Source organism: Streptomyces sp. NPDC001410, from assembly GCF_042895235.1.
In the GTDB taxonomy this organism is placed as follows: domain Bacteria; phylum Actinomycetota; class Actinomycetes; order Streptomycetales; family Streptomycetaceae; genus Streptomyces.
Window position 1 is genome coordinate 357493 of the sequence record NZ_JBIAWE010000005.1, and the last position, 26695, is coordinate 384187.

At 70.0% G+C, this 26695-nt stretch carries 27 protein-coding genes and 1 pseudogene; 12 read left to right on the forward strand and 16 right to left on the reverse strand.

The features are described 5' to 3' along the window. Together ACFY3C_RS13245 and ACFY3C_RS13250 are read left to right on the forward strand one after the other, a co-directional pair. Nucleotides 1–601: pseudogene (locus ACFY3C_RS13245) on the forward strand (ATP-dependent helicase); the annotation flags it as partial. Nucleotides 602–832: 231 nt separating this feature from the next. Continuing rightward, nucleotides 833–1708 (forward strand): alpha/beta fold hydrolase, encoded by an 876-nt coding sequence (locus ACFY3C_RS13250; RefSeq protein ID WP_390770790.1) that lies wholly within the window; start codon nucleotides 833–835, stop codon nucleotides 1706–1708. Nucleotides 1709–1735: 27 nt separating this feature from the next. Here the strand turns inward: ACFY3C_RS13250 and ACFY3C_RS13255 are convergent, their stop codons facing one another. Continuing rightward, nucleotides 1736–2632 (reverse strand): NYN domain-containing protein, encoded by an 897-nt coding sequence (locus tag ACFY3C_RS13255; protein WP_386578198.1) that lies wholly within the window; start codon nucleotides 2630–2632, stop codon nucleotides 1736–1738. A gap of 205 nt (nucleotides 2633–2837) precedes the next feature. On the opposite strand from ACFY3C_RS13255, the gene ACFY3C_RS13260 reads away from it, so the two are divergent. Beyond that, complete coding sequence (locus ACFY3C_RS13260; protein WP_186581692.1) at nucleotides 2838–2990, forward strand: hypothetical protein; 153 nt, start codon at nucleotides 2838–2840, stop codon at nucleotides 2988–2990. Between the two features lie 44 nt (nucleotides 2991–3034). Here the strand turns inward: ACFY3C_RS13260 and ACFY3C_RS13265 are convergent, their stop codons facing one another. The 4 genes from ACFY3C_RS13265 to ACFY3C_RS13280 form a co-directional block, all read right to left on the reverse strand. Continuing rightward, a complete protein-coding gene (locus tag ACFY3C_RS13265; protein WP_386578197.1) occupies nucleotides 3035–3640 on the reverse strand; it encodes a MarC family protein in 606 nt (201 codons plus the stop codon). Between the two features lie 72 nt (nucleotides 3641–3712). After that, nucleotides 3713–4570 (reverse strand): PHP domain-containing protein, encoded by an 858-nt coding sequence (locus ACFY3C_RS13270; protein ID WP_390770791.1) that lies wholly within the window; start codon nucleotides 4568–4570, stop codon nucleotides 3713–3715. A 216-nt stretch (nucleotides 4571–4786) separates the two neighbouring features. Then, complete coding sequence (locus ACFY3C_RS13275) at nucleotides 4787–5428, reverse strand: DUF6758 family protein (RefSeq protein WP_386578195.1); 642 nt, start codon at nucleotides 5426–5428, stop codon at nucleotides 4787–4789. A 219-nt stretch (nucleotides 5429–5647) separates the two neighbouring features. Further along, nucleotides 5648–6232, reverse strand: coding sequence for a suppressor of fused domain protein (locus tag ACFY3C_RS13280; RefSeq protein ID WP_386578194.1), 585 nt, complete (start codon nucleotides 6230–6232; stop codon nucleotides 5648–5650). A gap of 458 nt (nucleotides 6233–6690) precedes the next feature. Here ACFY3C_RS13280 and ACFY3C_RS13285 point away from each other — a divergent pair, with 458 nt between their 5' ends. Beyond that, nucleotides 6691–7821: a magnesium and cobalt transport protein CorA gene (locus ACFY3C_RS13285; RefSeq protein ID WP_386578193.1), complete on the forward strand. Its 1131-nt coding sequence runs from the start codon at nucleotides 6691–6693 to the stop codon at nucleotides 7819–7821. 23 nt (nucleotides 7822–7844) lie between these two features. Then, the gene (locus ACFY3C_RS13290) at nucleotides 7845–8357 is read left to right on the forward strand and encodes a hypothetical protein (RefSeq protein ID WP_390770792.1); all 513 of its coding nucleotides are present in this window, start codon (nucleotides 7845–7847) and stop codon (nucleotides 8355–8357) included. 77 nt (nucleotides 8358–8434) lie between these two features. Here the strand turns inward: ACFY3C_RS13290 and ACFY3C_RS13295 are convergent, their stop codons facing one another. Further along, the gene (locus ACFY3C_RS13295; RefSeq protein WP_390770793.1) at nucleotides 8435–9175 is read right to left on the reverse strand and encodes a hypothetical protein; all 741 of its coding nucleotides are present in this window, start codon (nucleotides 9173–9175) and stop codon (nucleotides 8435–8437) included. A 190-nt stretch (nucleotides 9176–9365) separates the two neighbouring features. Here ACFY3C_RS13295 and ACFY3C_RS13300 point away from each other — a divergent pair, with 190 nt between their 5' ends. Genes ACFY3C_RS13300 through ACFY3C_RS13310 form a run of 3 tightly spaced genes read left to right on the forward strand, consistent with a single transcriptional unit; the run spans nucleotide 9366 to nucleotide 12439 of the window. After that, complete coding sequence (locus ACFY3C_RS13300; RefSeq protein ID WP_386578190.1) at nucleotides 9366–10670, forward strand: magnesium transporter MgtE N-terminal domain-containing protein; 1305 nt, start codon at nucleotides 9366–9368, stop codon at nucleotides 10668–10670. After that, on the forward strand, nucleotides 10660–11262 hold the full coding sequence (locus ACFY3C_RS13305) for a DUF1003 domain-containing protein (RefSeq protein ID WP_386578189.1): 603 nt from the start codon (nucleotides 10660–10662) through the stop codon (nucleotides 11260–11262). Before ACFY3C_RS13300 ends, ACFY3C_RS13305 begins: the two co-directional genes overlap by 11 nt. Before the next feature lie 43 nt (nucleotides 11263–11305). Continuing rightward, entirely contained in the window at nucleotides 11306–12439 is a 1134-nt protein-coding gene (locus tag ACFY3C_RS13310; protein ID WP_390770794.1) for an Mrp/NBP35 family ATP-binding protein, read from the forward strand. Nucleotides 12440–12501: 62 nt separating this feature from the next. On the opposite strand, the gene ACFY3C_RS13315 is transcribed toward ACFY3C_RS13310, so the two are convergent. After that, complete coding sequence (locus tag ACFY3C_RS13315) at nucleotides 12502–12903, reverse strand: hypothetical protein (protein WP_390770795.1); 402 nt, start codon at nucleotides 12901–12903, stop codon at nucleotides 12502–12504. 248 nt (nucleotides 12904–13151) lie between these two features. On the opposite strand from ACFY3C_RS13315, the gene ACFY3C_RS13320 reads away from it, so the two are divergent. Continuing rightward, nucleotides 13152–15758: a DUF6185 family protein gene (locus tag ACFY3C_RS13320; RefSeq protein ID WP_390770892.1), complete on the forward strand. Its 2607-nt coding sequence runs from the start codon at nucleotides 13152–13154 to the stop codon at nucleotides 15756–15758. Between the two features lie 57 nt (nucleotides 15759–15815). On the opposite strand, the gene ACFY3C_RS13325 is transcribed toward ACFY3C_RS13320, so the two are convergent. The 5 genes from ACFY3C_RS13325 to sigE all read right to left on the reverse strand — a co-directional run bounded on the left by ACFY3C_RS13325 (nucleotide 15816) and on the right by sigE (nucleotide 21502). Continuing rightward, complete coding sequence (locus tag ACFY3C_RS13325; protein WP_390770796.1) at nucleotides 15816–16487, reverse strand: hypothetical protein; 672 nt, start codon at nucleotides 16485–16487, stop codon at nucleotides 15816–15818. Nucleotides 16488–16709: 222 nt separating this feature from the next. Beyond that, complete coding sequence (locus ACFY3C_RS13330; RefSeq protein WP_390770797.1) at nucleotides 16710–17159, reverse strand: sec-independent translocase; 450 nt, start codon at nucleotides 17157–17159, stop codon at nucleotides 16710–16712. Nucleotides 17160–17245: 86 nt separating this feature from the next. Then, on the reverse strand, nucleotides 17246–19039 hold the full coding sequence (locus tag ACFY3C_RS13335) for a S1C family serine protease (RefSeq protein WP_390770798.1): 1794 nt from the start codon (nucleotides 19037–19039) through the stop codon (nucleotides 17246–17248). A 793-nt stretch (nucleotides 19040–19832) separates the two neighbouring features. Next, the gene (locus ACFY3C_RS13340; RefSeq protein WP_390770799.1) at nucleotides 19833–20789 is read right to left on the reverse strand and encodes an anti-sigma factor family protein; all 957 of its coding nucleotides are present in this window, start codon (nucleotides 20787–20789) and stop codon (nucleotides 19833–19835) included. Next, complete coding sequence (gene sigE / locus ACFY3C_RS13345; RefSeq protein ID WP_390770800.1) at nucleotides 20786–21502, reverse strand: RNA polymerase sigma factor SigE; 717 nt, start codon at nucleotides 21500–21502, stop codon at nucleotides 20786–20788. The genes ACFY3C_RS13340 and sigE overlap by 4 nt, the downstream gene beginning before the upstream one ends. Nucleotides 21503–21736: 234 nt before the next feature. On the opposite strand from sigE, the gene ACFY3C_RS13350 reads away from it, so the two are divergent. After that, the gene (locus ACFY3C_RS13350; RefSeq protein ID WP_386578307.1) at nucleotides 21737–22435 is read left to right on the forward strand and encodes an O-methyltransferase; all 699 of its coding nucleotides are present in this window, start codon (nucleotides 21737–21739) and stop codon (nucleotides 22433–22435) included. Between the two features lie 87 nt (nucleotides 22436–22522). On the opposite strand, the gene ACFY3C_RS13355 is transcribed toward ACFY3C_RS13350, so the two are convergent. Continuing rightward, the gene (locus tag ACFY3C_RS13355) at nucleotides 22523–22690 is read right to left on the reverse strand and encodes a DUF3117 domain-containing protein (protein ID WP_018544333.1); all 168 of its coding nucleotides are present in this window, start codon (nucleotides 22688–22690) and stop codon (nucleotides 22523–22525) included. A gap of 372 nt (nucleotides 22691–23062) precedes the next feature. On the opposite strand from ACFY3C_RS13355, the gene ACFY3C_RS13360 reads away from it, so the two are divergent. Continuing rightward, nucleotides 23063–23866 carry an enoyl-CoA hydratase/isomerase family protein gene (locus ACFY3C_RS13360; RefSeq protein WP_386578183.1) on the forward strand — a complete coding sequence of 268 codons (804 nt, stop codon included), beginning with the start codon at nucleotides 23063–23065 and terminating at the stop codon, nucleotides 23864–23866. 13 nt (nucleotides 23867–23879) lie between these two features. Here the strand turns inward: ACFY3C_RS13360 and ACFY3C_RS13365 are convergent, their stop codons facing one another. Continuing rightward, nucleotides 23880–24476 (reverse strand): DNA-3-methyladenine glycosylase I, encoded by a 597-nt coding sequence (locus ACFY3C_RS13365; protein WP_386578182.1) that lies wholly within the window; start codon nucleotides 24474–24476, stop codon nucleotides 23880–23882. Next, a complete protein-coding gene (locus tag ACFY3C_RS13370; protein ID WP_386578181.1) occupies nucleotides 24473–24826 on the reverse strand; it encodes a DivIVA domain-containing protein in 354 nt (117 codons plus the stop codon). The genes ACFY3C_RS13365 and ACFY3C_RS13370 overlap by 4 nt, the downstream gene beginning before the upstream one ends. A 138-nt stretch (nucleotides 24827–24964) precedes the next feature. Between ACFY3C_RS13370 and folP the strand changes: the two genes are divergently transcribed. Next, entirely contained in the window at nucleotides 24965–25825 is an 861-nt protein-coding gene (gene folP, locus ACFY3C_RS13375; protein WP_390770801.1) for a dihydropteroate synthase, read from the forward strand. Nucleotides 25826–25854: 29 nt separating this feature from the next. Here the strand turns inward: folP and ACFY3C_RS13380 are convergent, their stop codons facing one another. After that, on the reverse strand, nucleotides 25855–26613 hold the full coding sequence (locus ACFY3C_RS13380) for a TIGR00730 family Rossman fold protein (protein WP_386578179.1): 759 nt from the start codon (nucleotides 26611–26613) through the stop codon (nucleotides 25855–25857). Nucleotides 26614–26695: the final 82 nt, after the last annotated feature.

A 26695-nucleotide genomic window follows, 5' to 3' on the forward strand; every position in this document is an offset into this window, starting at 1 on the left:
CCGAACCCGCAAGACCGCCGCTGCCACCGCCGAGACCGCCGTGGACACGGCCGAGGCCACCGAGGCCAAGCCCCGCCGCACCCGCAAGACCGCCGCCGCCGCCCCGGAAACGGTGGAGGCCGAGGTCGAGGCCAAGCCGCGCCGAACCCGCAAGACCGCCGCTGCCACCGCCGAGACCGCCGTGGACACGGCCGAGGCCACCGAGGCCAAGCCCCGCCGCACCCGCAAGACCGCCGCCACCGCCCCGGAGGCGACGGAGGCTGAGGCCAAGCCCCGCCGCACCCGCAAGACCGCCGCCGCCCCGGAAACGGTGGAGGCTGAGGTCAAGCCCCGTCGCACCCGCAAGACGGCCGCTGCCACCGCCGAAGCCACGGTGGACGGTGTAGAGGTCGCCGCCGCGCCCAAGGCACGGCGGACCCGCAAGGCCGTCGCCGCGGCGGCTGCTCCGGAGATTCCGGCGCAGGCCACCGAGGAGCCGGATACCAAGCCGCGCCGCCGGACCCGCAAGGCCGCGGAGCCCGTGGCCGAGGCCACGGAGACGGCGCCGAAGCCGCGCCGGACGCGGAAGGCGACGGCGGCCGTGGAGGCCACCGAGGCCTGACCGGCCCCACCGCAGGACAAGCACAACCGCCTCACCCGACGGCCCGGCCCACCACTGTGGGACCGGGCCGTCGGTCTTCTCCCCCATCGCCTCCATCGACCCGATCCCCCCATCGCCCCGATCCCCCATCTCCCTCCCCCCTGCCTCACCCTCCCTCCCTGCCTCACCCTCCCTCCCCCTGCCTCACCCTCCCTCCACCCCGCCCGCGCGGCGCCCGATAGCCTCTCCCTCATGAGTAGGCCTGCCACCTTCGTCCCGCCCCCCGGTGCCCGTGCGTACTCCCTGCGGACCGCGCGCGGTGAGTTCGCCGTCGTCGACGCGCCCGTGGCCGACGGGGTCGAGCCGAAGGGCGTCGCGCTGCTGCTGCCGGGGTTCACCGGGAGCAAGGAGGACTTCAATCCGCTGCATGTGCCGCTGGCCGAGCGCGGGTACCGGACCGTGGCCGTGGACGGCCGCGGGCAGTACGAGTCGGACGGGCCCGAGCACGACGAATCCGCCTACGCGCAGGAGGAGTTGGCACGGGACGTGCTGGCGCAGGCGGCGGCGATCGGAACGCCGGTGCATCTGCTGGGACACTCGCTCGGCGGGCAGATCTCGCGTGCGGCCGTGCTGCTCGACCACGCGCCGTTTCTCTCCCTCACACTGATGTCCTCGGGCCCGGCGCAGATCTCGGCCTCCCAGCAGGAGCGCGTGAAGCTGCTGCGGGACGCGCTCGGCGTGATGACGATGGCGGAGGTGTGGGACGCGATGCAGGCGATGGAGGCGCCCGAGGAGACCGACACGGGCAAGCTCGACGGCGGCCTGGTCGGCCGGGACGATCTGCGGCGCCGCTGGCTGGGCAACAAGCCCGCCCAACTCCTCGCCACCGGACGCCAGTTGTGCACCGAGCCGGACCGTATCGCCGAACTGGCCGCCGTACCGCTGCCGTTCCACGTGCTGTCGGGCTCGCAGGACGACACCTGGCCGCCGACGCTGCTGGACGAGACGGCGGTGCGGCTTCGGGCGCGGCGGTCCGTCATCGACGGGGCCGAGCACTCGCCCAACACCGACCGCCCGCTCGCCACGGCCCGGGCGATCGCCGACTTCTGGGACGAGCGCCTGGGCTGAGGCGGGTGGCGGGCACCCGAGGCGGGGCTAGTACTGCGTCTGCAGATGCTCCCAGAAGCCGTCCCTGAGGGCGCGGCGCAGGTCCGCCTGGCCGCGCAGGGAGTACTGGAGCAGCCCTTCGGCCTCGACCAGCAGGTCCTGGTCGACGGAGCCGGGCAGGTAGGGGTGGCCGGGGAGCAGCTCGACGAGGGCTTCGCGGCCGCGCGCGGACAGCCACTTCGCGGCGATCTGGGCGCCGACGAAGCGGACGTCCTCGCGGGTGGGCCGGGTGCCGGCGGGGGCCTCGTAGGCGGCGGCCGTGCGGCGGGAGACGTACGGCTTGAAGAACTCCAGGTCGAGGGTGCGCTGGCTGTCGACCTCCCAGAGCAGCGGCTCGGCCTGGTTGCGGCCTTCGGGTGCCTCGATGCCCCACAGGTGGACGCGGGCGCCGTAGCCCTGGGCCGCCTCCACCGCCGAGACCAGGTCCTCGTCGCCGCCGAGCAGGGCCGCGTCGCTGATCGCGCGGTGGCGGGCGAGGGACTCCAGGTCGGAGCGGATGAGGGAGTCGACGCCCTTTTGCTGGTTATTGGCGTTGAGGTTGCCGAGGCGGACCTTGACGTCGGGCAGTTCGGCGATGGACTGCTGCTCGGCGGTGTGGATGCGGCGCCGGGCGCCGTCGTACCAGTAGACGCGCAGCAGCCGGCTGTCCGCGAAGATCGTGCGGGCCTTGTCGATCAGTGCCTCGATGAGGCCCTCGGCGTCCAGGTCGAAGGCCCGCCGGTCCTCCGTTCCGGCGACCAGCCGGCCGGCGGCCGCGTAGAGGTATCCCGCGTCGACGAAGATCGCGTGGGTCGAGGGCGTCTTCGCCACCTCGGCGAGCATGCGCTGCAGCAGCTCGTTGGTGTGGTCGATACGGGCGGCGAGGGCCGCCAGGTCGTCGTTCATCGCTTCCATTGTCCCGGCGGTCACGCTACGAACACAACCGGTCCCGGTCGGTCCCACGCGTCTCACCTACCGGTCGGTAATTAGGCGTTCGAAAAATTTCTTTAGCGTAGGGAATGTTTGTAACACGCATGCCGTTGACTACCTACGACAGCAGGACACACCAGTAGTTCTCCTCTGGAGGATGACCAGACGAAGGGAGAAGCCAATGCGCTTCGAAATCATGCGACTCGACGAGGTCAACGGCACCACCGTGGACAGCACCGTCGTGGACGCCGCCTCCGTCAACCGGATCGTTCAGCAGGCCGCCGCCATCGGACAGCGCCTGTGGATCCGCCCGGCCGAGACCCCGGCCTCGTAACGCGGACCGCCGCTCAAGCTTTCCGGGGGAGCCGAGCCCACGTCTCAGCTCCCCCGGATCACCTGAGTGACACCGTTGATGATCTGCTGCACCGCGATCGCGGAGAGCATCATGCCCGCGAGCCGCGTCACGAGGACCACGCCGCCGTCCTTGATGACCCGGATGATCAGCAGCGAGTAACGCATCACCAGCCACAGCACGACGTGGATCGCGAGGATCGCGGACCACACCGAGACCTGCGTGGCCACACTGTCGGCCTTCTGCACGGCCAGGATCACGGACACGATGGCACCGGGCCCCGCCAGCAGCGGCATGCCCAGCGGTACGAGGGCGACGTTCACGTCCTTGGTCTGCTTCGGCTCGTCGGTCTTGCCGGTGAGCAGGTCCAGCGCGATCAGCAGAAGCAGCAGACCGCCCGCGATCATCAGCGCGGGGACGGAGACGTGCAGGTAGTTCAGGATCTGGTGGCCCAGGACGCCGAACGTGGCGATGACCCCGAAGGCCACACAGACGGCCTGGAAGGCCATCCGCTTCTGCACCTTGGCGGGGCGCCCCGCGGTCAGCGCGAGGAAGATCGGGGTGATCCCGGGGGGATCCATGATGACAAAAAGGGTCAGGAACAGAGAGCCGAATACGGCGACGTCGAACATGGCGGAAGTACAGGCCTTGCAGGAGAGAGGGAAACGGGCGTGAGGTGGAGCGGGGTCGACCCCTGAGGGGTCTCAGGCCCCGCCGGTGCCCGGCACCGGGAAGGCGCCGGTGGCCCGCCGGATGATCTCCCCGTACACCTCGGGGTCCGTCGTGTACTCGCCCAGCGACACGGTCTTGCGGCTGCCGTGGTAGTCCGAGGACCCCGTGACCAGCAGCCCCAGCTCCTTCGCGAGGCCCCGCAGGCGCTCCCGGGCGTCGAGGTCGTGGTCCATGTGGTCGACCTCGACGCCGTCCAGGCCGGCCGCGGCCATCTCGGCGATCGCGGACTCCGGCACCGTGCGGCCGCGCTTGGCGGCGGCCGGGTGCGCGAAGACGGCCACGCCGCCCGCGCCCTTGATCAGCCGGATCGCCTCGAAGGGGTCGGTCTCGTGCTTCTCCACGTAGGCCCGGCCGCCGTCGGCCAGCCACTCCTCGGTGAACGCGTCGCTCACCGTGGGCACGACGCCCAGCTCGACGAGCGCGGTCGCGACATGCGGACGCCCCACGGAACCGCCGGCGGCGATCCGCTCGACCTGCTCCCAGGTGACCGGCACGCCCAGCGCGTTCAGCTTGGCGACCATGCCCTGCGCCCGCGGCACCCGGTCGTCCCGGACCAGCTCCCGCTCGGCGAGCAGGGCGGGCTCCTCGGGGTCGAAGAGGTAGGCAAGCATGTGCATGGAGATGCCGTCGATACGGCAGGACAGCTCGGCGCCGGTCACCAGAGTGAGACCCTCGGGCACCGCGGCGATCGCCTCGGCGTACCCACGAGTGGTGTCATGGTCGGTCAGCGCGACGACGTCCAGCCCGGCGGCAGCGGCATTGCGCATCAGCTCGGCCGGGGTGTCCGTACCGTCGGAAGCCGTGGAGTGGCAGTGCAGATCGATACGCACGACACGGACTCCAGGCGGTGACGGGACGGAAGGGGACACCTAAGGATAGCGGTCGCGAAGGGATGCCCTGTCACACCCGCACCCGGGATGCACCCCCTACATGGCGGCGCAGCCGCCAAAGGGGCGCGGGGCTGTATCGAGATGCGGCTCCGCCGCGTGGGCGCGACCAGCCACGACGGACCCGCAGGCACCCACGAACCTCAGCCCCTGAGGTCCCTACGGCTGAAGCAAGCGCGGCGAAAGCGCCCCGCACGGCACCAGATCCAGCTCCGCCCCCGCCTGCCGCAGATCCGTCAGCACCAGCTCGTCATACATGAGCAGGCCGGCCTGCTCGGGCCACATCACCGCCCACAGCCACATTCCGAGCGCCTCACCGGCGAAGACGGCCCGGTCGTCGGGGGTGCGGTAGACGTGCCACAGCGGGGTCGGACGGCCGGCAGCCAGGACCTTGGCCTGGGGCGGTTTCTCGACGTTCATGTACGCCCCCGGGTCGGGGCCGTCGATGCCGGCGTACCGCGCACCGAGGCCGACGCCGAGCTCCTCGGCGACCAGGATCAGCTCACCCATGCCGCCGAGCGGGCCGGGACCGGAGCAGGCCACGGCGGTGGCACGGCCGCCGCTGCGGTCGTCCCCCGCATAGGCCACACCGGTGAACAGCCACCCGACCGGCAGTGGCCACGGCATCCACACCGGAACCTGTGTGCGGTGCACCACGACGTTGAGCGCCTCGACGCTGGGCGGGACCACGGGCTGCACCGGGTGCACCGTCCCGTGCGCATCACACTGCCAGGAATCGGCGAAGAGACCGGGAGCCCTGACCCGGCCACCACACTTCGGGCAACTGGGTTCGCCCCTCATAGGGCTCCACGGTCCTACCCCTGTCCCGTTACGTCAAGGACGATCACCCGACCGGCGCACGCACCTCGCGGAGGACAGGCAAATATCGTTCTGGTGATCACTCAGGCCATGCCCGCGCGGCCGAGGAGCCGGAGACGGCGCACGCCGCCGAGGACGGTGTCACCGCCTTTGCCAACTGACCGATTCCAGCCTTGTGTTGGTGAGATCGGTCACTCCGGGTCAGTCGAGCGGGACGGACCTGCGGGCGGGGTCCCTCAGGTCCGTGCCGTTCGCGAGCCAGCGCTCCTGGAGGGCCTGGGCGCCGTGCACCCGCTTCCAGGCGGCCTCGTTCGCAGTCATCGGCAGCAGCGGCAGGAACTGCACGGGATCCATCGGATCGTCCAGCTCCAGATCCTCGACGAGCCCGCCGGGTTCGCCGACCAGGACCGAGGTGAAGGGGGCGCCGGGCCACAGCGGATCCCCGACGTCCAGGGAGGCGCCGGGGGTCACCACCAGGCCCTCCACCTGCGGGGACGCGGCGAGTACGGCGAGCGGACGGAGCACCTTGTCGGTCTCCGCGAGGCCCGCGCGGACCGACAGGACCAGCTCGGCGCGGGGACCCTTGACGGGGTCGGCGAGCATCGCCGTGGGATCCGTCATGGGGTGCACGGACATACCGAGCGTGGCGTAGCGGACCACGTCCCCCTCCTGGAAACGGAGCACCTCGATGCGGTCCGTACCGAGGAAGGTGACCGCGGCGCGCGCGTCCGGTGCGCCCAGCGCGGTGGTCAACCGGGCCTCGACGAGAGGAAGAACATCAACCATGCGGCGAGCATAGAACTCGTCAGCAGCGGGCAAAGCGGCGCCTTGACACTATGGGCTGCTGCTACGCTGAGCCGGTGGTTCGGGGCAGCACGCAGAAGCGTCGCTATCAAGTCCCGACGCCGATGAGACTCCCTTACGAGGGACCGGCCGGAGGAGGTGGGGCTGTCATGGATCGAAGTCGACCTGGTAGTACCACTCGCTCTTCCGGCTGCTGATCTAGTTCCTGGCTGGCTGCCGCCTTCCCGTTTACGTCTTCGTTCGGAAGAGCACTTCGTTTCGCTTTGCCTGATCTGTCTGACCTGAATCAGTTCTGCATCAGTAGCGAAGCCGCCACCGCGACGGTGCGGTGCTCCCCGCTTTGTGGACGTGCCAAACATCCGCAGTCAGGACGTCCCCATTCCGGGTAGTTCCACCCGTTGCCGTGCGCTTTCGCTGCCCGCCTGCGAAGGAGCCTGCCCATGTCGATGATCCGCGACCTGCGTGCCGTGGTCCGTCCGTCGTCCCGTGAATCGCTGCGCAAGACGACGAGCACGAGCGCCTCGTACGACACCACGCGTGACCCGGCCACGCCCTCGGCCGTCGTCGACTGCGCGGTCTACCGCGACGGCGCCCGGGTGCAGAGCGCGGGGCCGCTGACCCCGCAGGAGGCGATGCGGCAGGTGCGCCGCGACGGCGGGTTCGTGTGGATCGGTCTGCACGAACCGACCGAGGCGGAATTCGCCGGTATCGCCAGCGAGTTCGGGCTGCACCCGCTGGCCGTCGAGGACGCGGTCCAGGCCCACCAGCGGCCCAAGCTGGAGCGGTACGACGACTCGCTCTTCACTGTCTTCAAGACCATCCACTACGTCGAGCACGACCGGCTCACCGCCACCAGCGAGGTCGTCGAGACCGGCGAGGTCATGTGCTTCACCGGCCGGGACTTCTTCATCACCGTCCGGCACGGCGGCCAGGGTTCCCTGCGGGCGCTGCGCCACCGGCTGCAGGACGACCCCGAGCTGCTCGCGAAGGGCCCCTCGGCCGTGCTGCACTCCATCGCCGACCATGTCGTGGACGGCTACATCGCGGTCGCCGACGCGGTGCAGGACGACATCGACGAGGTGGAGACCGAGGTCTTCTCGCCGGGCCGCCGGGGCGGGGTCTCGCGTGGTGTGGACTCGGCGCGGATCTACCAACTCAAGCGTGAGGTGCTGGAGTTCAAGCGGGCGGTGGCTCCGCTGCTGCGGCCGATGCAGCTGCTGAGCGAGCGGCCGATGCGGCTGGTCGACCCGGACATCCAGAAGTACTTCCGGGACGTCGCCGACCACCTCGCCCGGGTCCAGGAGCAGGTCGTGGGCTTCGACGAGCTGCTCAACTCCATCCTCCAGGCCAACCTGGCGCAGGCGTCCGTCGCACAGAACGAGGACATGCGCAAGATCACCGCCTGGGCCGCGATCATCGCCGTACCGACGATGGTGTGCGGGGTGTACGGCATGAACTTCAAGTACATGCCCGAGCTGCACTGGAAGTACGGCTACCCGGTGATCATGGGGATCACGGTCGCGCTGTGTCTGGGCATCCACCGCACGCTGAAGCGCAACGGCTGGCTGTGAGCGGGCCTGGATAGGCTGGGCGCATGACAAGCGAGCTGCTCGACCTGGCCCTCATCGAGGAGGCCAGCAAGAAGTCCGGCCTCATCTGGGTCAGGGGTGCCGACGCCCCGGCCGCGCGTGCACTGTGGCACGTGTGGCACGAGGGTGCGGTGTGCCTGGTCGGCGACGGGCCCGGAGAGCAGCCGCTGCCCGGCCTCACCGACGGCGGCTCGGCCGAGGTGACCGTGCGCAGCAAGGACAAGGGGGGCCGGCTGGTGAGCTGGCAGGCGACCGTGTCCGAGCTGGCCTCCGGCTCACCGGAGTGGGAGGCGGCGGTGGCCGAGCTGAAGGGGAAGCGGCTCAACGCCCCCGACGGCGAGGAGATGCCGGGGCGCTGGGCGCGCGAGTGCCGGGTGCTCCGCCTGGTGCCGACGGGGGCTTCGGCGCCGTTGCCTGCCGGCAGCTTGGCGGAACGACCGTTGCCGACTCCGGCCACCACCCGTCAGCCGATCCCGGCGGGACTGCCTCGGCTGCTGGCCAGGCGCCGGAAGAAGTAGCGCCGGGGCCGAGCAGGGTTCGGCCCCGCCGGAAACGTACGTCGTGACTGATCGCCGTTGCGGCGGGGTCGGGTGATCTACGACGTCGGCAGCTGCTTGCCGTAGTCCACCGTCTCCGACTTCGCGGGCTCGGTCACGGTGAAGTCCTTGCCCCAGTCCGAGAAGCTGAGCGTTCCTGCGCTGCCGGCGCGGACCAGGCGCAGGGGATACGGCTTGCCCTGGAGGGAGACGTCGAGGGTGCCGCCGGAGCCGGCGTCGCCGGTGATGCGGATGGTGCGGGTGCCGGACTGGTCGTGGTGGCCGTCCGTCGCCAGCTTGCCGTGCAGGGTCAGCAGACCGTCGAGGAGGACAGCCTTGTCCGTGAAGCCGCTGAACTTCTTGTACGCGGGATCGCCCTGCGGCACCTTGACGTACTTGCCGTTGAGCTTGCCGGCCGCCCCGGTGTCCCCGCCATGGCTCCAGAAGTCCGCGTCGGCCTTCAGATACAGCTGCTTGCCGACCCGCAGCAGGCCGAACGTCGCCCCCTGGGACGTGACCGAGCCGGTGCCGCCGTCGGCCTTCAGCCGCATGTCCAGCTTGTACGTACGGCCGCTGGTGACCACGGTCCCGGACAGCCGTACCGCGGGCGCCGCGTCCGCCGCCGCCCGGGTCTTCGTCTGGATCTGGTCCGGGGACAGCTTGCCGACCCCGTTGGTCCCCGCGTCCGGGTCCTCGCTGCTGCTGCACCCCGTCAGCACCATCGCTCCCGTCACGGCCAGTGCGCATGCCGCGCTCACCAGCGTGGCCCGACGGGTACGGCCCTGGGGAATCGCAGTCACAGGTGACGCTGCCTTTCTGACGAGTCCTGAGCGGCGTACCGCAGCGTACCGGGGCCCCACCCGCCCGGCGGAGCCAGTCCGTCCGGACCGCCCACCAGGGCGTATCCGATCGGTACGGGCTAGCCTGAAGCGCACGCGAGCGGGCAGAAAACAGCAATTCCCACGCAATGCGAGCAAAGGAAGCACAGCCATGGCAGCCGGCGCCCCCCGGATCTTCGTCTCGCACCTCGCCGGGGTCCCCGTCTTCGATCCGACCGGCGACCAGGTCGGTCGCGTACGCGAACTGGTCGTCATGCTGCGCGTCGGGCGACGGCCCCCGCGCGTCCTCGGGCTGGTCGTCGAACTGTCCACCCGGCGCCGTATCTTCCTGCCCATGACCCGGGTCACCGGCATCGAGTCCGGGCAGGTCATCACCACCGGTGTGCTCAACGTCCGCCGCTTCGAGCAGCGGCCCACCGAGCGGCTGGTCTTCGGGGAGCTGCTGGACCGGCGGGTGACGCTGGTGGAGACCGGCGAGGAGGTCACCGTCCTCGACGTGTCCGTGCAGCAGCTGCCCGCCCGCCGGGACTGGGAGGTCGACCGGGTCTTCGTCCGGAAGGGGAAGAAGGGCGGCGCCTTCCGGCGGGCCAAGGGCGAGACGCTGACCGTGGAGTGGTCGGCCGTCACCGGCTTCTCCCTGGAGGAGCACGGGCAGGGCGCGGAGAGCCTGCTCGCCACCTTCGAGCAGCTGCGCCCCGCCGACCTCGCCAACGTCCTGCACCACCTCTCCGCCAAGCGACGCGCCGAGGTCGCCGCCGCCCTGGACGACGACCGCCTCGCCGACGTCCTGGAGGAGCTGCCGGAGGACGACCAGATCGAGATCCTCGGCAAGCTGAAGGAGGAGCGCGCGGCCGACGTCCTGGAGGCCATGGACCCCGACGACGCCGCCGACCTGCTCTCCGAACTGCCGGAGGAGGACAAGGAGCGGCTGCTGAGCCTGATGCAGCCCGCCGACGCGGCCGAGATGCGGCGCCTGATGTCGTACGAGGAGCACACCGCGGGCGGTCTGATGACCACCGAGCCGATCGTGCTGCGCCCGGACGCCACCGTCGCCGACGCGCTCGCCCGGGTCCGCAACCCCGACCTCTCCCCCGCCCTTGCCGCCCAGGTCTACGTCTGCCGGCCCCCCGACGAGACCCCGACCGGCAAGTACCTGGGCACCGTGCACTTCCAGCGGCTGCTGCGCGACCCCCCGTACACCCTGGTCAGCTCGCTGGTCGACGACGATCTGCAGCCCCTGGACCCCGACGCCACGCTGCCCGTCATCGCCGGGTTCTTCGCGACGTACGACATGGTCGCCGCGCCCGTGGTGGACGAGTCCGGTGCGCTGCTCGGGGCGGTGACCGTGGACGACGTACTCGACCACATGCTGCCCGAGGACTGGCGGGAGACGGAGTTCCATCTGAACGAGGAGAACGGGGCGACGAGCGAGGGGGCGAGTACGCATGGCTCCTGAGCGTGAGAGCACCCGCGAGCGCACCCCGGTGGGCGCCACGGCCGCCACCCGGCACCGCACGCCCCGCCTGGACCAGCCGCGCCCGCCCCGGCGCCGGATCCTGCCCGAGTGGGACCCGGAGGCCTTCGGGCGGCTGTCGGAGAAGATCGCCCGCTTCCTGGGCACGGGCCGCTTCATCGTCTGGATGACGGTCGTCATCATCCTGTGGGTGGTGTGGAACATCTTCGCGCCGGCCGTCCTGCGCTTCGACAACTACCCGTTCATCTTCCTGACCCTGATGCTGTCCCTGCAGGCCTCCTACGCGGCCCCGCTGATCCTGCTCGCGCAGAACAGGCAGGACGACCGAGACCGGGTCAACCTCGAACAGGACCGCAAGCAGAACGAGCGGTCCATCGCCGACACCGAGTACCTGACCCGGGAGATCGCCACGCTGCGGATGGGTCTGGGCGAGGTGGCCACCCGCGACTGGATCCGCTCCGAGCTGCAGGACCTGATCAAGGAGCTGGAGGAGCGACGACGCCACGACGGCCATGTCGTATTCCCGGCGGAACGGACAGAGCGGTCGCCGGGACGTGACGCAGACGACCGCTGAGGGACTACCCGGAGGCCCCTCGGCGCGCCGTACCATCGTCCTTATGGCTACGGAAGACGCGGTGCGCGAGGCACTGGCGACGGTGAACGACCCCGAGATCAACCGACCCATCACCGAACTGGGGATGGTCAAATCGGTGGAGATCGGCGCGGACGGGGCGGTCGCGGTGACCGTCTACCTGACCGTCTCCGGCTGCCCCATGCGCGACACGATCACCCAGCGGGTGACCGAGGCGGTCTCCCGGGTCGAGGGCGTCACCCGGGTCGACGTCACGCTGGACGTGATGAGCGACGAGCAGCGCAAGGAGCTGGCGTCGGCCCTGCGCGGCGGCCAGGCCGAGCGCGAGGTCCCGTTCGCCAAGCCGGGCAACCTCACCCGGGTCTACGCGGTCGCCTCCGGCAAGGGCGGCGTCGGCAAGTCCTCGGTGACGGTCAACCTGGCGGCGGCGATGGCCGCCGACGGCCTCAAGGTGGGCGTGGTCGACGCCGACATCTACGGCCACTCGGTGCCGCGCATGCTGGGCGCGGACGGCCGTCCGACCCAGGTCGAGAACATGATCATGCCGCCGTCCGCGAACGGCGTGAAGGTCATCTCCATCGGCATGTTCACCCCGGGCAACGCCCCCGTCGTCTGGCGCGGCCCGATGCTCCACCGCGCGCTGCAGCAGTTCCTCGCGGACGTCTACTGGGGCGACCTCGACGTCCTGCTCCTGGACCTCCCGCCCGGCACCGGTGACATCGCGATCTCCGTCGCCCAGCTCGTCCCGAACGCCGAGATCCTGGTCGTCACGACGCCTCAGCAGGCCGCGGCCGAGGTGGCCGAGCGGGCCGGCGCCATCGCCGTCCAGACCCACCAGAAGATCGTCGGTGTGGTCGAGAACATGTCCGGCCTGCCCTGCCCGCACTGCGGCGAGATGGTCGATGTCTTCGGCACGGGCGGCGGCCAGGTGGTGGCGGACGGTCTGACCCGCACCACGGGCGCGACGGTCCCCGTCCTCGGCAACATCCCCATCGACGTCCGCCTCCGCGAGGGCGGCGACGAGGGCAAGCCGGTCGTCCTGACGGACCCGGAGTCCCCGGCGGGCTCGGCCCTGCGAGCGATCGCGGGCAAGCTGGGCGGCCGCCAGCGGGGGCTGTCGGGCCTGTCGCTGGGGATCACTCCGAAGAACAAGTTCTAGGGCTGCCACCAAGGGGGCGCCGTCTTCGCAAACAGCGCCCCCGTCGTTTTCCATGGTTGCGGTCAAACGTCGCGGTCCTGGTGCTCACGCAACGGACACAGGTCCAGCGTGGTGCACAGCTGGAGCACCTGGTAGGTGCCGGCGTCGCGTTCCACACCCTGCCCACCCTCGGCATGTGGCAAGAACCGCCATTGCGAGGCCTTGGTGTGCTGCGTGCCGTCCATCTTCTCCACGTGAGCGTGGAGCGTGCGGGCTCTGGAGTCGTTCGTCTCCACCAGCACCTCGTCGGCGGCGAGCGGGAAATGATCGTGGAGCAGGCACAGGCCGAAGCGGTTGAGATTCCCGTGTTTGGCCAGCACCGCCACCAGGTCCCGGACGAACTCCGCGTCCTGGGGGCCCAGGCCTTCAGCTTCCTCGAAGCGAGGAAGTGACGCCCGCCGGGCGGAAACGTTTATTTCGGTCATGACCCCTCCGTCAAATAGTTGACGGTCACAAATAGTTGACGGTCATCGGATTCCATTATCAGCCACTGACTGTTTTCCTGCAATTCCGCAGACTAGGGCGATGGGGTGGGGTGTTCGGAGTTCTGCCGCGTGTCCGGGGGGTGACGCTTAGAACGCCTGTCTAACTTCACTGGACAGGAGGTGTCGGCACAATGACGGGGATCCGGTGGTGGCGACTAACGTCACTGGTGGCTGTGGCTGTAGCGGTGATGTGGTGGGGGTGCCCTCCGGCGGAGGCGCAGCAAAACATCGCATGCCGGACGGATCAACTCAATACCAGCCACGTGGACGCCACGATCAAATTCAACCCGCATGACGAAGACGACCAATTCGTCAAAGTAATTTCAAACATGACGGTCTACGTGCCCCTGAAGTCATGGGAACCGGCACGGCAACTGGCCTTCAGTGCGAAATCTCCTGAATATCAGTCGGCGATGGGTTGCCTGTTGCGCGGACAGGGCGATCAGTCACACGGCAAGAAACAGAAAGATCGGTCACACAGCCAGGAATGGCGTACACATGAACCGAAGGTAACCATCACGGGCGACACGGTCACGGTGGAGTACGAATCCTTCGCCTGGATCAAGGACCACAAGCCTATCCGGCTCGGCCCTTGGGAGATCGAGGGGTCCGGGGGAGATAAATGGAATGTCTACCTGCGGCCGCCGACGTTGGACAAAATTCGCTGGACGAGCGTCACCGCCAAGCTCAACGACCTCAAGTTCGATGATCAATCCAAAAAATCCTCATTCATTGAAAACCATAGCCTGACATGGATTAATAGGCCACCGAGTGACATCAAGTTCGACGTCGAACTACCGTGGCAACGCTCCTGGGTCCTCAACTACGACGGGTCGTCTTGGAGTTCGGCAGGTGTCGCCGTATGGTGGGTCTGCGCCTCGATTGTGATCGCGCTGACTGCGGTCCCCGCCCAACGAGCTTATACACCGCCAGCGTTGGGTATGCGGGGACCGACGTGGTGGGTCGCACTCATCGGCGCTTGGCAGGGTGAAAGCCCTGTGCGGACAGTTCTGCGGTGGGCCGCGTTCAGCGTGGCAGTAGCCCTGACGCTGATTGCGCTCATCAAGCCGCAATTCTTCGAACCAAGATGGCAGGCACTCATCTGTATCCCCGCCGGTCTGACCTTGGTCCTCCTCGCCCGCCCGTGGTCTCGCGGCATGGCATCACAAGCTTCTGACGCCGGGGTGGACGAGGCCACCGCCCCCGATCGCGCCAAGCGTCGCCAGGCTCAGGCCGTCACCGTCACCGCATCGGCGGTGGCAGCGATCGGATTGCTTGTAGTCCTGTCCCCTGGCCTGTTCGGTCTGTCGCGGCACCTGGAACGAGAACCACAGGAATCGATCACCTTGGGCCGAATCGGACTCGAGCTGATGGGCCTGGCGACAGTGTGGTTGTGGCTGGCCGCGATGGTCGCGTGGGCATGGCGCTTCGCGCGGGAGGGAGGGCTGGTCAGTGAGCGGTGGGCCCTCAAGTACGACAAGGCGCCGGTCCGCTGGACCGCAGCTGTCGGGGTGTTGCTGGGGGGAGCTTCTGTAGCCTTGCTCTGGTGTATCCGGACGTCGACCGAACTCCAGTGGAAACGCAACAACTGGCTCATCGACCAGAGCTCTGCCTCGGTGAAAAAGGATCACATCAAGTACATCAATGACCAGCTGGGCAGATTCGCCTTCACCGACCTCCTCTGGATTTTCTCCTGCAGCTGGCTTCTGGCAGGTATCGCGCTCATCTCCCTGCTGCATTTTCGTGTCCAAGCTGCCCAACGTACCCGGGCCGGCCATAAACGGGAATGGTTCCCGTTGGGACCGAACAGGCCGGAGCTGGTGCTGACAGTCGTGATCTTCGCCTTCACCGTGGGGCTCAGGGGCGCCTCGTTCGTGGGCGTCAACGCACAGTACGGGGTCTGGTTCCTGCTCAACATCTGCTCGCTGGTCATGGTTCTTGCCGTGGGAAGGAAACGGTCAACGCTGAAACAGTTGGGACAGCACTTCTACAATCAGAAGCTGGACACCGCTGAGCATCGGCAAGAGCTGAGAGACAAAGCCCATGAGTACCGGAACCTGAATCACCAGACCTACCTGCTGGACCACGGTCGCGCCACGGACATCACGAACGAGGAATTGGAGGATCGCCTCCATAAACTGCGCCTGTGGCTGGTTGCCGGATGCGACCCCAGGAAGAACCCACCCAACCAGATTTCGGTACTGGATGCCGCCCTGGCCTGGGGACCAGAAGACCACTGGTGGTCCAACGCGTTGCGTGCCGCGCGCCTGGCATTCGCCTTCGGAGTCCCGGCCAGCGCCGCCCTGGTATATCTGAATGTGCAGGGCTCCTGGAATTGGATTAGAATTCTCTATGAGCCGGTCAGGATTCCAGAGGTCGTCGTGAGTGCGATCTCCTATCAGGTGGCCTGGGCAGGCGCCGGCTTCGTCCTCGGCGCGCTGTGGCGTCTGCTGCCCGGCCACCGAGGTCCCCGGCGCGCATGGTGTCTGACTATTGCCTACGCCCTGCCCGCAGGCGTGGTTCTTCTGTTCATCCACCTCACCGATTTCATCCGTCTCAAAAATGTGGGCGCCGAGAAGCTGCTCCTCTTTTCCCTGCTCATGCTCACCATCCTGACGCTCACCAGCATCTGGATGGATACGGCTACATTCAGTGAGGAGCGGCAGTTCTGGCCCAGTCGGTTCACCTTGCTCCTGTCGATCTACCAGGTGCAAGGCTTCTCCGGGCAGGTCGTGTTGCTTATTACTCAGGTCGGGGCCGTTGTCACTACCTATCGCGCCTTGGTTCCCAAATAGGGAGACAAGTGGAGCGCCGCCGCGTTGTCGCGGCGGCGCTCCTCACAGAACCGTGCCCTAGGCGTAGACGGCGATGTCCTTGACTACGGCGAACCCGAGACCATACGCACTCATCCCCCGCCCGTAGGCCCCCAGATGCACCCCCGCCTCGGTGGACCCGGCCAGCACCCACCCGAACTCCGACTCCTGGTAGTGGAAGGGCATGGGCACCCCGTCCACCGGAAGGGACAGGGTGGACCACTCGGGGCCGTCTAGGTCATCGGCCAGGGCCCACGCGGTCTCCGTCTGCTGCTCCAGCCAGTCGTCCCGCAGGCTGTGGTCCATCTGGCCGGGCCAGGTGAACGACAGCAGCCCCACCCCCGCCAGCCACGCCGCCGAGGAGACCGAGGTCGCCTCCAGCAGGCCCGTGCCGTCGGCGCTGCGCCGGGACGGGTTCGCCGCCACGGTCACCACGACCGCGAACTTCTCCCGGGGCTCGTCCGCGGAAGCGGCGACGTGCTCGTTGCGGACGGAGGGCTCGTCACCGTGCCCGATCGAACCGTGTTCGACGGCACCGTCGGCCGCCGTGCCGACCTGCATCAGCCAGCGGGGCCCCGTGAACGCCTCGTCGAGGCCGTACCACGGGAAGGGCGCCTGCAGATAGCCGCTGACCGTACGCCGGGCGGAGGGGAACTGCTGTCCGCCCTCCGCGGCCGACGCCTGCGCGCCCACCCGACTCGTCGTCTCCATCTCCCGGACGCCTCCTCGCTCTCGTCGGACCGGGGTGGCCCGCCCCCCTTCGGGCGTAGTGTCCGGTCCGCACAACAACTCGGCAGCATATCCACACCGATGAGAGCAGCAGGGAAAGCGCCCGGCGCGTGGGTCGCGCAGAAGGCCTGTTCGCGCCGTGAGCGGCGGGTGCGCGCTATGAAACGCGTCACGTCCGCCGCTCGGTGCGCGTGTCGGGTTCGGTCAGGTGGCGTCCGCGTCGAACGGCGGACGGTCGTCCTTGCCGGTGTCCTCGGGCTTCTTGGTCATGTCGATACGACCGCCGGAGGAGGACGAAGAAGAGGAGGAGGACGAGGACGAGGCCTCGCTCTCGTGGCCGTGGACGGCGTCCGTGACCTCGGCCATCTCCTTCTTCAGGTCGAAGCCGTTGCGGATCTCCTTCAGCCCCAGTTCGTCGTTGTCCAGCTGCTTGCGGATGAACGTCTTGGGGTTGAGGTCCTCGAACTCGAAGTCCTTGAACTCCGGGCCGAGTTCGCTGCGGATGTCGTGCTTCGCGCTCTCCGAGAACTCGCGGATCTTCCGAATCGTGCGCGTCACGTCCTGGATGACCTTCGGGAGCTTGTCGGGACCGAAGACGAGCACAGCGAGCACGATGATCGTCACCAGCTCGAGTGGTCCTATGTCATTGAACACCTGACGCTCCCATTGCGATGTTCTCGGTCGCTCAACGGTACCCGGCGTAGCTGTCGGACCGGTACCGTCCCGAGGTGAGACTTCTGTCAGTTCTGGCCTGAAGCGCCCAGCACGAGTGAGACCTCCCTTGTGCCGCCGTGTTCGACCGTCAGACGCAGCCCGTCGCCCGGCCGGTGGGCCCGGATCTTGATGATCAGCTCCTCGCCCGAATGGACGCGCTGTCCGTCGACCTCGGTGATGACGTCGCCCGCGCGCAGGCCGGCCCGGTCGCCGGGACCGCCCTTGGCGACGGCAGGGCCGCCGTCCCGGGCCTTGGTGTCGATACGGGCGCCGTCGCCGGTGTAGCCCATGTCGAGGGTGACGCCGATGACGGGGTGGGTGGCGTGGCCGTCGTTGATCAGTTCCTCGGCGACCCGCCGGGCCTGGTTGATCGGGATGGCGAAGCCGAGGCCGATCGAGCCGGCCTGTCCGGTCCCGGAGTCGGTGCCGTCGTCGGCGGAGCGGATGGCGGAGTTGATGCCGATGACCCGGGCCTGGGCGTCGAGGAGGGGGCCGCCGGAGTTGCCCGGGTTGATGGGGGCGTCGGTCTGCAGCGCGTCGACGTACGACACGTCGCTGCCGTCGCCCTTCTCCCCGCCGGCCGTGATGGGCCGTTCCTTGGCACTGATGATGCCGGAGGTGACGGTGTTGGCCAGGTCGAAGGGGGCGCCGATGGCGACGACCGGGTCGCCGACCTGGACGTTGTCCGAGTTGCCGAGGGGCATGGGGGTGAGCCCGTGGACGCCGCTGACCTGGACGACGGCCAGGTCGTATCCGCTGTCGCGGCCCACGACCTTCCCCTTGGCGGTGGCGCCGCTGCTGAACGTCACCGATATCTCGCCCCCGGACGCGGCGGGCTGGACGACATGGTTGTTGGTGAGGATGTGGCCGCGGGCGTCGAGCACGAAGCCGGTGCCGGTGCCCGCCTCGTCGGCCCCGCGTACGTGCAGGGTGACGACACTGGGCAGCGCCCTGGCGGCGATCCCGGCGACGCTGTCCGGCGCGCGTCCGGCGGGCACCTTTCCGGCCTGCGGCAGCTGTACGTCACCCACGCCCTGGCGCTCGACGTAGGCGCCGGCGATCCCGCCGATGCCGCTGGAGACGACGGCGACCAGCAGCGTCCACCCGAGGAGGATCCGCTTGCCCCGCTTGCTCCGCTGCTCCTTGGTGAGCACCGCCGCACCGGTCTGCTGCAGCGGTCCGTGCACGAGGGGCTGCTGCCCGGCGGCGGACGCCGCCCAGGGGTCGTAGCGCTGCCAGGGGCCTGCGTCGGCCGACTCCGGCGGGACGGAAGCACCGGCCTCCGGCGAGGCCGCGGCCACGGCGCCGGGGCCGGGGCCGGGCAGCTCCCCCGGCGCACACACCGACGGCGCGCCCGGCGCGGACACCGAGGCATCCACCGACGGGGGCGCACCCGGGTCTGCGGGGGCGGGCGAGACCGGAGCCATGTAACCCGGCGCGGGCGGCACAGCCTGCGCCGGTAGCTGTGAAGGGTGGGGTGCCTGAGGGGCGGCTTGGGCTTGGGCAGCGGCGGGGACCTGCGGGGCGGCGTGTGCCTGGGCAGTGACAGGCGCCTGAGGGACTGCGGGTGCTTGTGCAGCGGCGGGTGCTTGTGGGGCGGCCTGAGCTTGGGCAGCGGCAGGTGCCTGCGAGGCGGCGGGTGCTTGTGGAGATGCCTGTGCCTGTGGAACGGCGGGGACCTGCGCGGCGGCCTGGGCTTGGGCAGTGGCAGGTGCCTGCGGGGCGGCGGGTGCCTGTGGAGCCGCGGGGACCTGCGGGGCAGCCAGGGGCTGCGGGATCGTCGGCACCTGCGAAGGGGCAGTTGGCTGCGGTGCGGCCATAGCTTGTGCGGCCGCCGGTGCCTGCGGATTCCCCGGCTCCTGCGAAGCGGCCGGGGCTTGTGCGGCCAGCTGTGGCTGTGTAACCGCCGCTGTCGGCATTCCCTGGGCCGCTGTCGCCCCCGGGTGCTGGACCGGTGGTGCGGGTGCCCAGGGGCCCGGCTCGCCGTAGGGCGGGGTGCTGTAGGGGTCGGGGTCGTGCAGGGGCTTGGGGCGCTCTGCAGGCGGTACGACGACGGAGCCCGCCTCGACTGGCTCTGCCGTGGCCGACGCTCCCCCGGCCGACGCTGCCGTGGCCGACGCTCCCCCGGTCGGCTCTGCTGTCGCCAGCTCGCCCCCGGCCGACTCTGCCGTTACCGACTCTGCCGTTACCGACTCTGCCGTTACCGACTCTGCCGCAGTCGGCTCTGCCGCGTCCGCCGCCGAATCCGCAGTCGCCTGCTCAGCCACCACCGGTCCAGCCGCAGCAGGCTGAGCACCATCAGGCTCAGCCACTCCGCTCACGGCCCCGCCCGTCCCCGTGTCGCCCGGTGCAACCGCCGCAGGCTTCGCCAGTTCGAAGTCGCCGTCTGCGGGACTCGCCGGTGATTCCCCGGCCGACGTCTGTTCCCCGTGACCCACGCGCTCCCCGGGTGGGACGGACGTCGGGTTCCCCTCGTTCATGCTCTCCCCACGGCTGGCCGCGGCCGCGCGCTTCGGCGGTGTCCGCGGAACGTCGACTCCGTGCCCGGGTCAGTGCCGCGGGCACGGCTTCACAGGATTCAACCAGGTTCGACGGCGGCGGCGAAGGGGCAGGTCAGGGCGCCTCGTGGGAGGGAGCGGCGGTGGTGTCGGGGACGGGGGCGGACAGCAGGCCGGGGCCGGTCACCTGGGGCGTCGCGGATCCGGAGGTCAGCGAGAGCGGGGTGATCTCGCTCAGCGGGCGTATCAGCGGGGAGACCGCGGCCGCGCCCGCCATCACCGGGGCGGTGAGGTCGTGCACGGCGTCCTGGACCTGTCCCGTGGCCGGGGCGGGCACTCCGGGCACCAGCGGCGCGGACATGGAGGTCGGCGCCACCGAGGTCTGGCCGAGCAGGCTGCTGCCCTGGGCGAGCAGTGGTCCCACCGCGCGACGGCGCTGGGAGTCGGGCGTCGCCGCGCCCGTGCCCGGCGAACGCGTCGGGGCCACGTTGCCGCTGCCGGAGCCGCTGCGGGCGTCCGCGGCCACGTCGCCGGGGATGGCGGTGGTCACGCCGCCGAGGGCGAGCGCGGCCAGCGACACCGCGCCGGCGGCGGCGAACGCGAACCGCAGCCCGCGCGAGGCGGAGCGGTCGGCGTCCGGGCGGCCGACGGGATGGATGCGGAAGCCGCGGTCCTCGGGGGCGGCGGAGTGGGCGGGTGAGGCGGGGACGTAGCCGAACTCGAAGCGCTCGCCGTGTCCCATGCCGAAGACGCCGGCGTCGGGGCCACGCCCGAAGAGGCCGCCCTCGGGCGCCGACGTGCCGTCGCCGTCGGTGTCACCGCCCCCGGGAAGGCCCTGGAGGCGGGCCAGGAAGCTCTCGGAGGGCGGCGGCGGGGCCGCCTGCGCGAAGACACTCTTCAGGCGTCGCTGGGCGTCCGCCTCCGCCTTGCACCGGGCACAGGTGGCCAGGTGGGCGAGGACGCGATCACGCGACTCATGACCGAGCTCTCCGTCCACCAGGGCGGAGAGTCGGTCTCCCAGGTGCTGCTCGGCGAGGTGCGCCGGAGCAGGTTTCGGTCGAGATCCACTCACGCGGTCGCGCCCCCTCCCCCCAGAGCGGGGACACGGGCCACAAAGGAGCGCCGCTCGGCCTTGCGCGCCTCGGGCGCACGGTGGGCGAGGGCCTTGCGGAGCTGGGAGCGGCCGCGGTGGATACGGGAGCGGACCGTGCCGAGCTTCACGCCGAGGGTCGCGGCGATCTCCTCGTACGACAGTCCTTCGATGTCGCACAGGACGACCGCGGCGCGGAACTCGGGCGCGAGGGTGTCCAGGGCCTGCTGGACGTCCGCGTCGAAGTGGGCGTCGTTGAAGACCTGCTGCGGGGTGGGCTCGCGGCTGGGCAGGCGCTCGGCCGCGTCCTCGCCGAGGGCGTCGAAGCGGATGCGCTGCTTGCGCCGGACCATGTCCAGGAAGAGGTTGGTCGTGATGCGGTGCAGCCAGCCCTCGAAGGTGCCCGGCGAGTACGTCGACAGGGAGCGGAAGACGCGGACGAAGACCTCCTGGGTGAGGTCCTCGGCGTCGTGCTGGTTGCCCGTGAGGCGGTATGCCAGTCGGTAGACCCGGCCGCTGTGCGTGCTGACGATCTCCTCCCACGTGGGCGGAGTCCATGCCTGCCCGTCCGCGTCGGTGGAGAAGGTCGCGGTCTGGGTCTCACCCGCGGCGAAGCCAGCGGTGTGGCTGTGGTCGGCAGCGGTGTCGGTCACGGATTTCGGCCTGCCCGCCGACCCGAGAAAGCGCCGCAGCACTCCTCCCCGGTCCCCGGGCGTGGCCGCACCTCCCCTGTCGGCTCTGGTGGTGTCCAGTGGAGCCCCTACCATAGCCACCTCGCCCGTTAGCTCCGGATAAGCGGTTTTACGAGAATTTGATACGCGCTGATACGGCTCATACGGCTGCGTCAGCATGTGCTCGGCGTCCTGATCCACCTCTTACCCCCCGTCGCGTCCCGGGCCACCGGCTCAACCCTTTAAACGCACAGTCCCATCTGCGGGTTCCCGGCACCAACGGATACAGTCACGCCGAGGCAACCACGGGGACAGGAGAGGGTCATTACCGGCAACCGGCAGACGAGCTGGGCGTTCGCCGACGCCTTTGTCGCCGAGGACGAAGCGCTGCGCTGGGCCCGGGACCGGGCCCGGGAGGCAGGGCTGCGCTCGGTGTCGCCCGGCACGGGCGCCGCGCTGGGCATGCTCGCCGCCTCCGTGGACGCGAAGGCGGTCGCGGAGATCGGCACCGGCTGCGGGGTGTCCGGAATCCATCTGCTGCACGGCATGCGCCCTGACGGGGTGCTCACCACGGTCGACCCGGAGCCGGAGCACCAGCAGTTCGCCCGGCAGGCCTTCCGCGCCTGCGGCTTCGCCAGCAACCGGGCCCGGTTCATCCCCGGCCGGGCCCTGGACGTGCTGCCCCGGCTCGCGGACGCCGGCTACGACCTCGTGTTCTGCGACGGTGACCGGCTGGAGTACTCGGACTACCTCGCTGAATCGTTGCGCCTGCTGCGGCCGGGCGGCCTGGTCGTGTTCGAGGGCATATTCGCCAACGGCCGTACGGTCGACTCGGGACCGCAGCCCACGGAGGTGCTGCGGCTGCGTGAGCTGCTGCGCACGGTGCGGGAGAGCCAGGAGCTGGTGACGTCACTGCTGCCGGTGGGCGACGGCCTGCTGTGCGCCGTCAAGCGGTGACGGGCGGGACGCGGGGGCCCGGGAACGCGGCTGCCCCGGCACCGCATGCGATGCCGGGGCAGCCGGTAGGACTGGGTCGCGGGCGCGTCAGACGACGACCTTCTTGAGGGCGTCGCCGAGCGCCTCGGCCTCGTCAGGGGTCAGCTCGACGACGAGTCGACCGCCGCCTTCGAGCGGAACGCGCATGACGATGCCCCGCCCCTCCTTGGTCACCTCGAGCGGACCATCGCCCGTCCGCGGCTTCATGGCCGCCATGCTCGTTCCCCTTCCTGAAACCAGCTCATCGTCTGCCGACGGCCCCGGGAGGGCACGCGCGGTCCCGAGCGGACGCGCGACACCGGCATCGAACACATTGCTTCCAAGCCATTATCCCGCATCTCAGGACCCGATGACCAACATCAGTCGGCATCGCTTGGGCAACGCGCGCGAGCAAAACCACTCAATTCGGGGATGTGGCTGCGATACTGCGCCACCCCGCGGACGCTCTCTGAGCGACTCCACTCCGGTTTTCTTTGACGCAGGTCACACGTCCGGTCCGGCCCTTGGACGGCGATCTCCGCCATGCTGTCCTTCGGACAGGGACGTACTGAGCGGTACGTCACCAGCGACGACCGGAGGGGATGTGCCATGGCCGACACCGTGCTCTACGAGGTGAGCGACGGACTCGCGACGATCACGCTGAACCGCCCCGAGGCGATGAACGCGCTGAACATCGCGACGAAGGTCGCCCTCCGGGAGGCGGCGGAATCCGCGGCCGGGGACACCGCCGTACGGGCGATCCTGCTGACCGCGGCCGGCGACCGGGCGTTCTGCGTGGGCCAGGACCTGAAGGAACACATCGGGCTGCTGGCGGCGGACCGTGAGACGGGGTCCAGGCAGACGATGAACACGGTCAAGGAGCACTACAACCCGATCGTGAAGGCGCTGACCGGGGCACCGAAGCCGGTCGTCGCCGCGGTGAACGGGGTCGCGGCAGGGGCGGGCTTCGGCTTCGCGCTCGCCGCGGACTACCGGGTGGTGGCCGAGACGGCGGCGTTCAACACCTCCTTCGCGGGTGTCGCGCTGACCGCGGACTCCGGCATCTCCTGGACGCTGCCGCGGGTCGTCGGCCCGGGCCGCGCCGCCGACCTGCTGCTCTTCCCGCGCAGCATCAGCGCCCAGGACGCACTGGAGCTGGGCATCGCCAACCGCCTGGTGCCCGCCGCCGAGCTGCGGGCCGAGGGCGAGAAGGTGGCCCGGGCCCTGGCCGAGGGCCCGACCGTGGCCTACGCGGCGATCAAGGAGGCGGTGGCCTACGGCATGACGCACTCCCTCGCCGAGACCTTGGAGAAGGAGGACGAGCTGCAGACGCGGGCGGGGCAGTCCGAGGACCACACGATCGCCGTGCAGGCCTTCGTGAACAAGGAGAAGCCGAAGTACCTGGGCCGCTGAGGCCGGCCGGCAGTCAGTGGGCGGGTTGGTCGGCGCGGCTCACGCACGCTTCCAGGTGGTCGTTCACCAGCCCGCACGCCTGCATCAGGGCGTACGCCGTCGTCGGGCCGACGAATCTGAGGCCGCGTTTCTTCAGCGCCTTCGACAGGGCCGTGGACTCCGGGGTGACCGCGGGGACGTCGGCGAGGGTCTTCGGGGCCGGGCGGGCGGCCGGGTCGGGGGCGTGGGACCAGATGAACTCGTCCAGCTCGCCCTCCGCCCAGTCGGCGAGCACGCGCGCGTTGGCGAGTGTCGCGTCGATCTTGGCGCGGTTGCGGATGATGCCCGGGTCGGCCAGCAGCCGCTCGCGGTCCTCGTCCGTGAACGTGGCGACCTTCTCGATCCGGAAGCCCGCGAAGGCCGTACGGAAGCCCGGGCGGCGGCGCAGGATCGTGATCCAGGACAGGCCCGACTGGAAGGCCTCCAGGCTGATCCGCTCGAAGAGGGCGTCGTCGCCGTGGACCGGGCGGCCCCACTCCTCGTCGTGGTACGACACGTAGTCCTCGGTGGACAGGGCCCACGGGCAGCGCAGCGCGCCGTCGGGCCCGACGAGGGCGGCCCCGTCGCTCACCGCTGCTCCCCCTGGCCCGGCCGCTCCGGGCGGGCGTGCGCGGCGGCCGCTCTGGCGCCGGCCAGCGCGGACTCCAGGTCGGCGATACGGGCGTCCCGCTCGGCGAGTTCGGCGGCGAGGCGGGCGAGGACGTCGTCGACGTCCGCCATGCGGTAGCCGCGCGGGACGAGCGGGAAGCGCACGCTCTCGATGTCCGCGCTGCCGACCGGCCGGTCCGGGGGCAGCGGGTCCTGCAGCCGCTCCGGGGCGGCCTCCGGCAGCGGTGCGCTCTCACCGCCGCTCACCACGGCGAGTGTCACCGCGGCCACCACGACGGCGAGGGCGATGACCAGGAACAAGAACATAACCATCGCTGAGGTCCCCACGCTCCTTGCGCCCGACGCTGTGCCGGAAGCTGAATCTGTCAGGCTCCGATCGTGCCATGCGAGTCTGACAGTTAGGGTCGCAGGCGGCCGTACTGCGGGACGCACTAGGAGAGGTCACAGCGGATGCTCAGGCTGGGCAGGCGGGAATTCGGGCCCCACGAGCCGGTGATCATGGCGATCGTGAACCGGACGCCGGACTCCTTCTACGACCAGGGGGCGACGTTCCGTGACGAGCCGGCGCTCGCCCGGGTGGAGCAGGCGGTGGCCGAGGGGGCCGCGATCATCGACATCGGCGGGGTGAAGGCCGGGCCGGGCGAGGAGGTCACGGCCGAGGAGGAGGCGCGGCGCACGGTCGGCTTCGTCGCGGAGGTACGGCGCCGCTTCCCGGACGTGATCATCAGTGTGGACACCTGGCGGGCCGAGGTCGGCGAGGCGGTGTGCGAGGCGGGGGCGGACCTGCTGAACGACGCGTGGGGCGGGGTCGATCCGGGGCTCGCGGAGGTTGCCGCGCGGTACGGGGTCGGGCTGGTGTGCACGCACGCGGGAGGGGTGCAGCCGCGGACCCGGCCGCATCGGGTGACGTACGACGACGTCATGGACGACATCCTGGAGGTGACCGTGGGGCTGGCCGAGCGGGCCGTTTCGCTGGGGGTGCGCCGGGAGTCGGTGCTGATCGATCCGGGGCACGACTTCGGGAAGAACACGCGGCACAGCCTTGAGGCGACGCGGCGGCTGGACGAGATGGTCGCCACGGGGTGGCCGGTGCTGGTGTCTCTGTCCAACAAGGACTTCGTGGGCGAGGCGTTGGACCGCCCGGTGAAGGAGCGGTTGATCGGGACGCTGGCGACCACGGCGGTGTCGGCGTGGCTCGGGGCGCAGGTGTACCGGGTCCACGAGGTGGCCGAGACCCGCCAGGTGCTCGACATGGTGGCGTCGATCGCCGGCCACCGGGCCCCCGCGGTCGCCAGACGAGGCCTGGCCTGACCCCGGGGGCGGGCGCCCCGGGGGTGGGCTCAGCGGGCTGCTTCCTTCGAGACCAGAGCCACCGCTTCTTCGACCTCGTCGGTCACGTGGAACAGGAGCAGGTCCTTCTCGGCCGCCTTGCCCTGGGCCACCAGGGTGTTGTGCAGCCAGTCCACCAGGCCGCCCCAGTACTCGCTGCCGAAGAGGACGATCGGGAAGCGGGTGACCTTCTGGGTCTGGACGAGGGTGAGGGCCTCGAAGAGTTCGTCGAGCGTGCCGAGGCCGCCCGGGAGGACGACGAAGCCCTGCGCGTACTTGACGAACATCATCTTGCGGACGAAGAAGTAGCGGAAGTTGAGGCCGATGTCGACGTAGGGGTTGAGCCCCTGCTCGAAGGGCAGCTCGATGCCGAGCCCCACCGAGATGCCACCCGCCTCCAGCGCCCCCTTGTTGGCCGCCTCCATCGCCCCGGGGCCACCGCCCGTGATCACGGCCCAGCCGGCCTCGACCAGCCCCCGGCCCAGCCGCACCCCGGCGTCGTACTCGGACGAGTCCACCGTCGTCCGAGAGGAGCCGAACACGCTGATGGCGGGGGGAAGTTCGGCCAGCGTGCCGAAGCCCTCGATGAACTCCGACTGGATCCGCAGGACCCGCCACGGGTCGGTGTGGACCCAGTCGGAGGGCCCGCCCGCGTCCAGCAGCCGCTGGTCGGTCGTACTGGCGGTGACCTGACTGCGCCGTCGGAGGACCGGGCCGAGCCGTTGCTCGTCCGGCGGCTGCTTCTTCCCCTCGGGGTTTCCGGTAGCCATGTGCGCTCCCTCCGCTTGCCGGTAGTTCGATCTCAGACTAGATCTACGCGGGTTACGGAGGGGGGACGTATGCGTGTCCGCC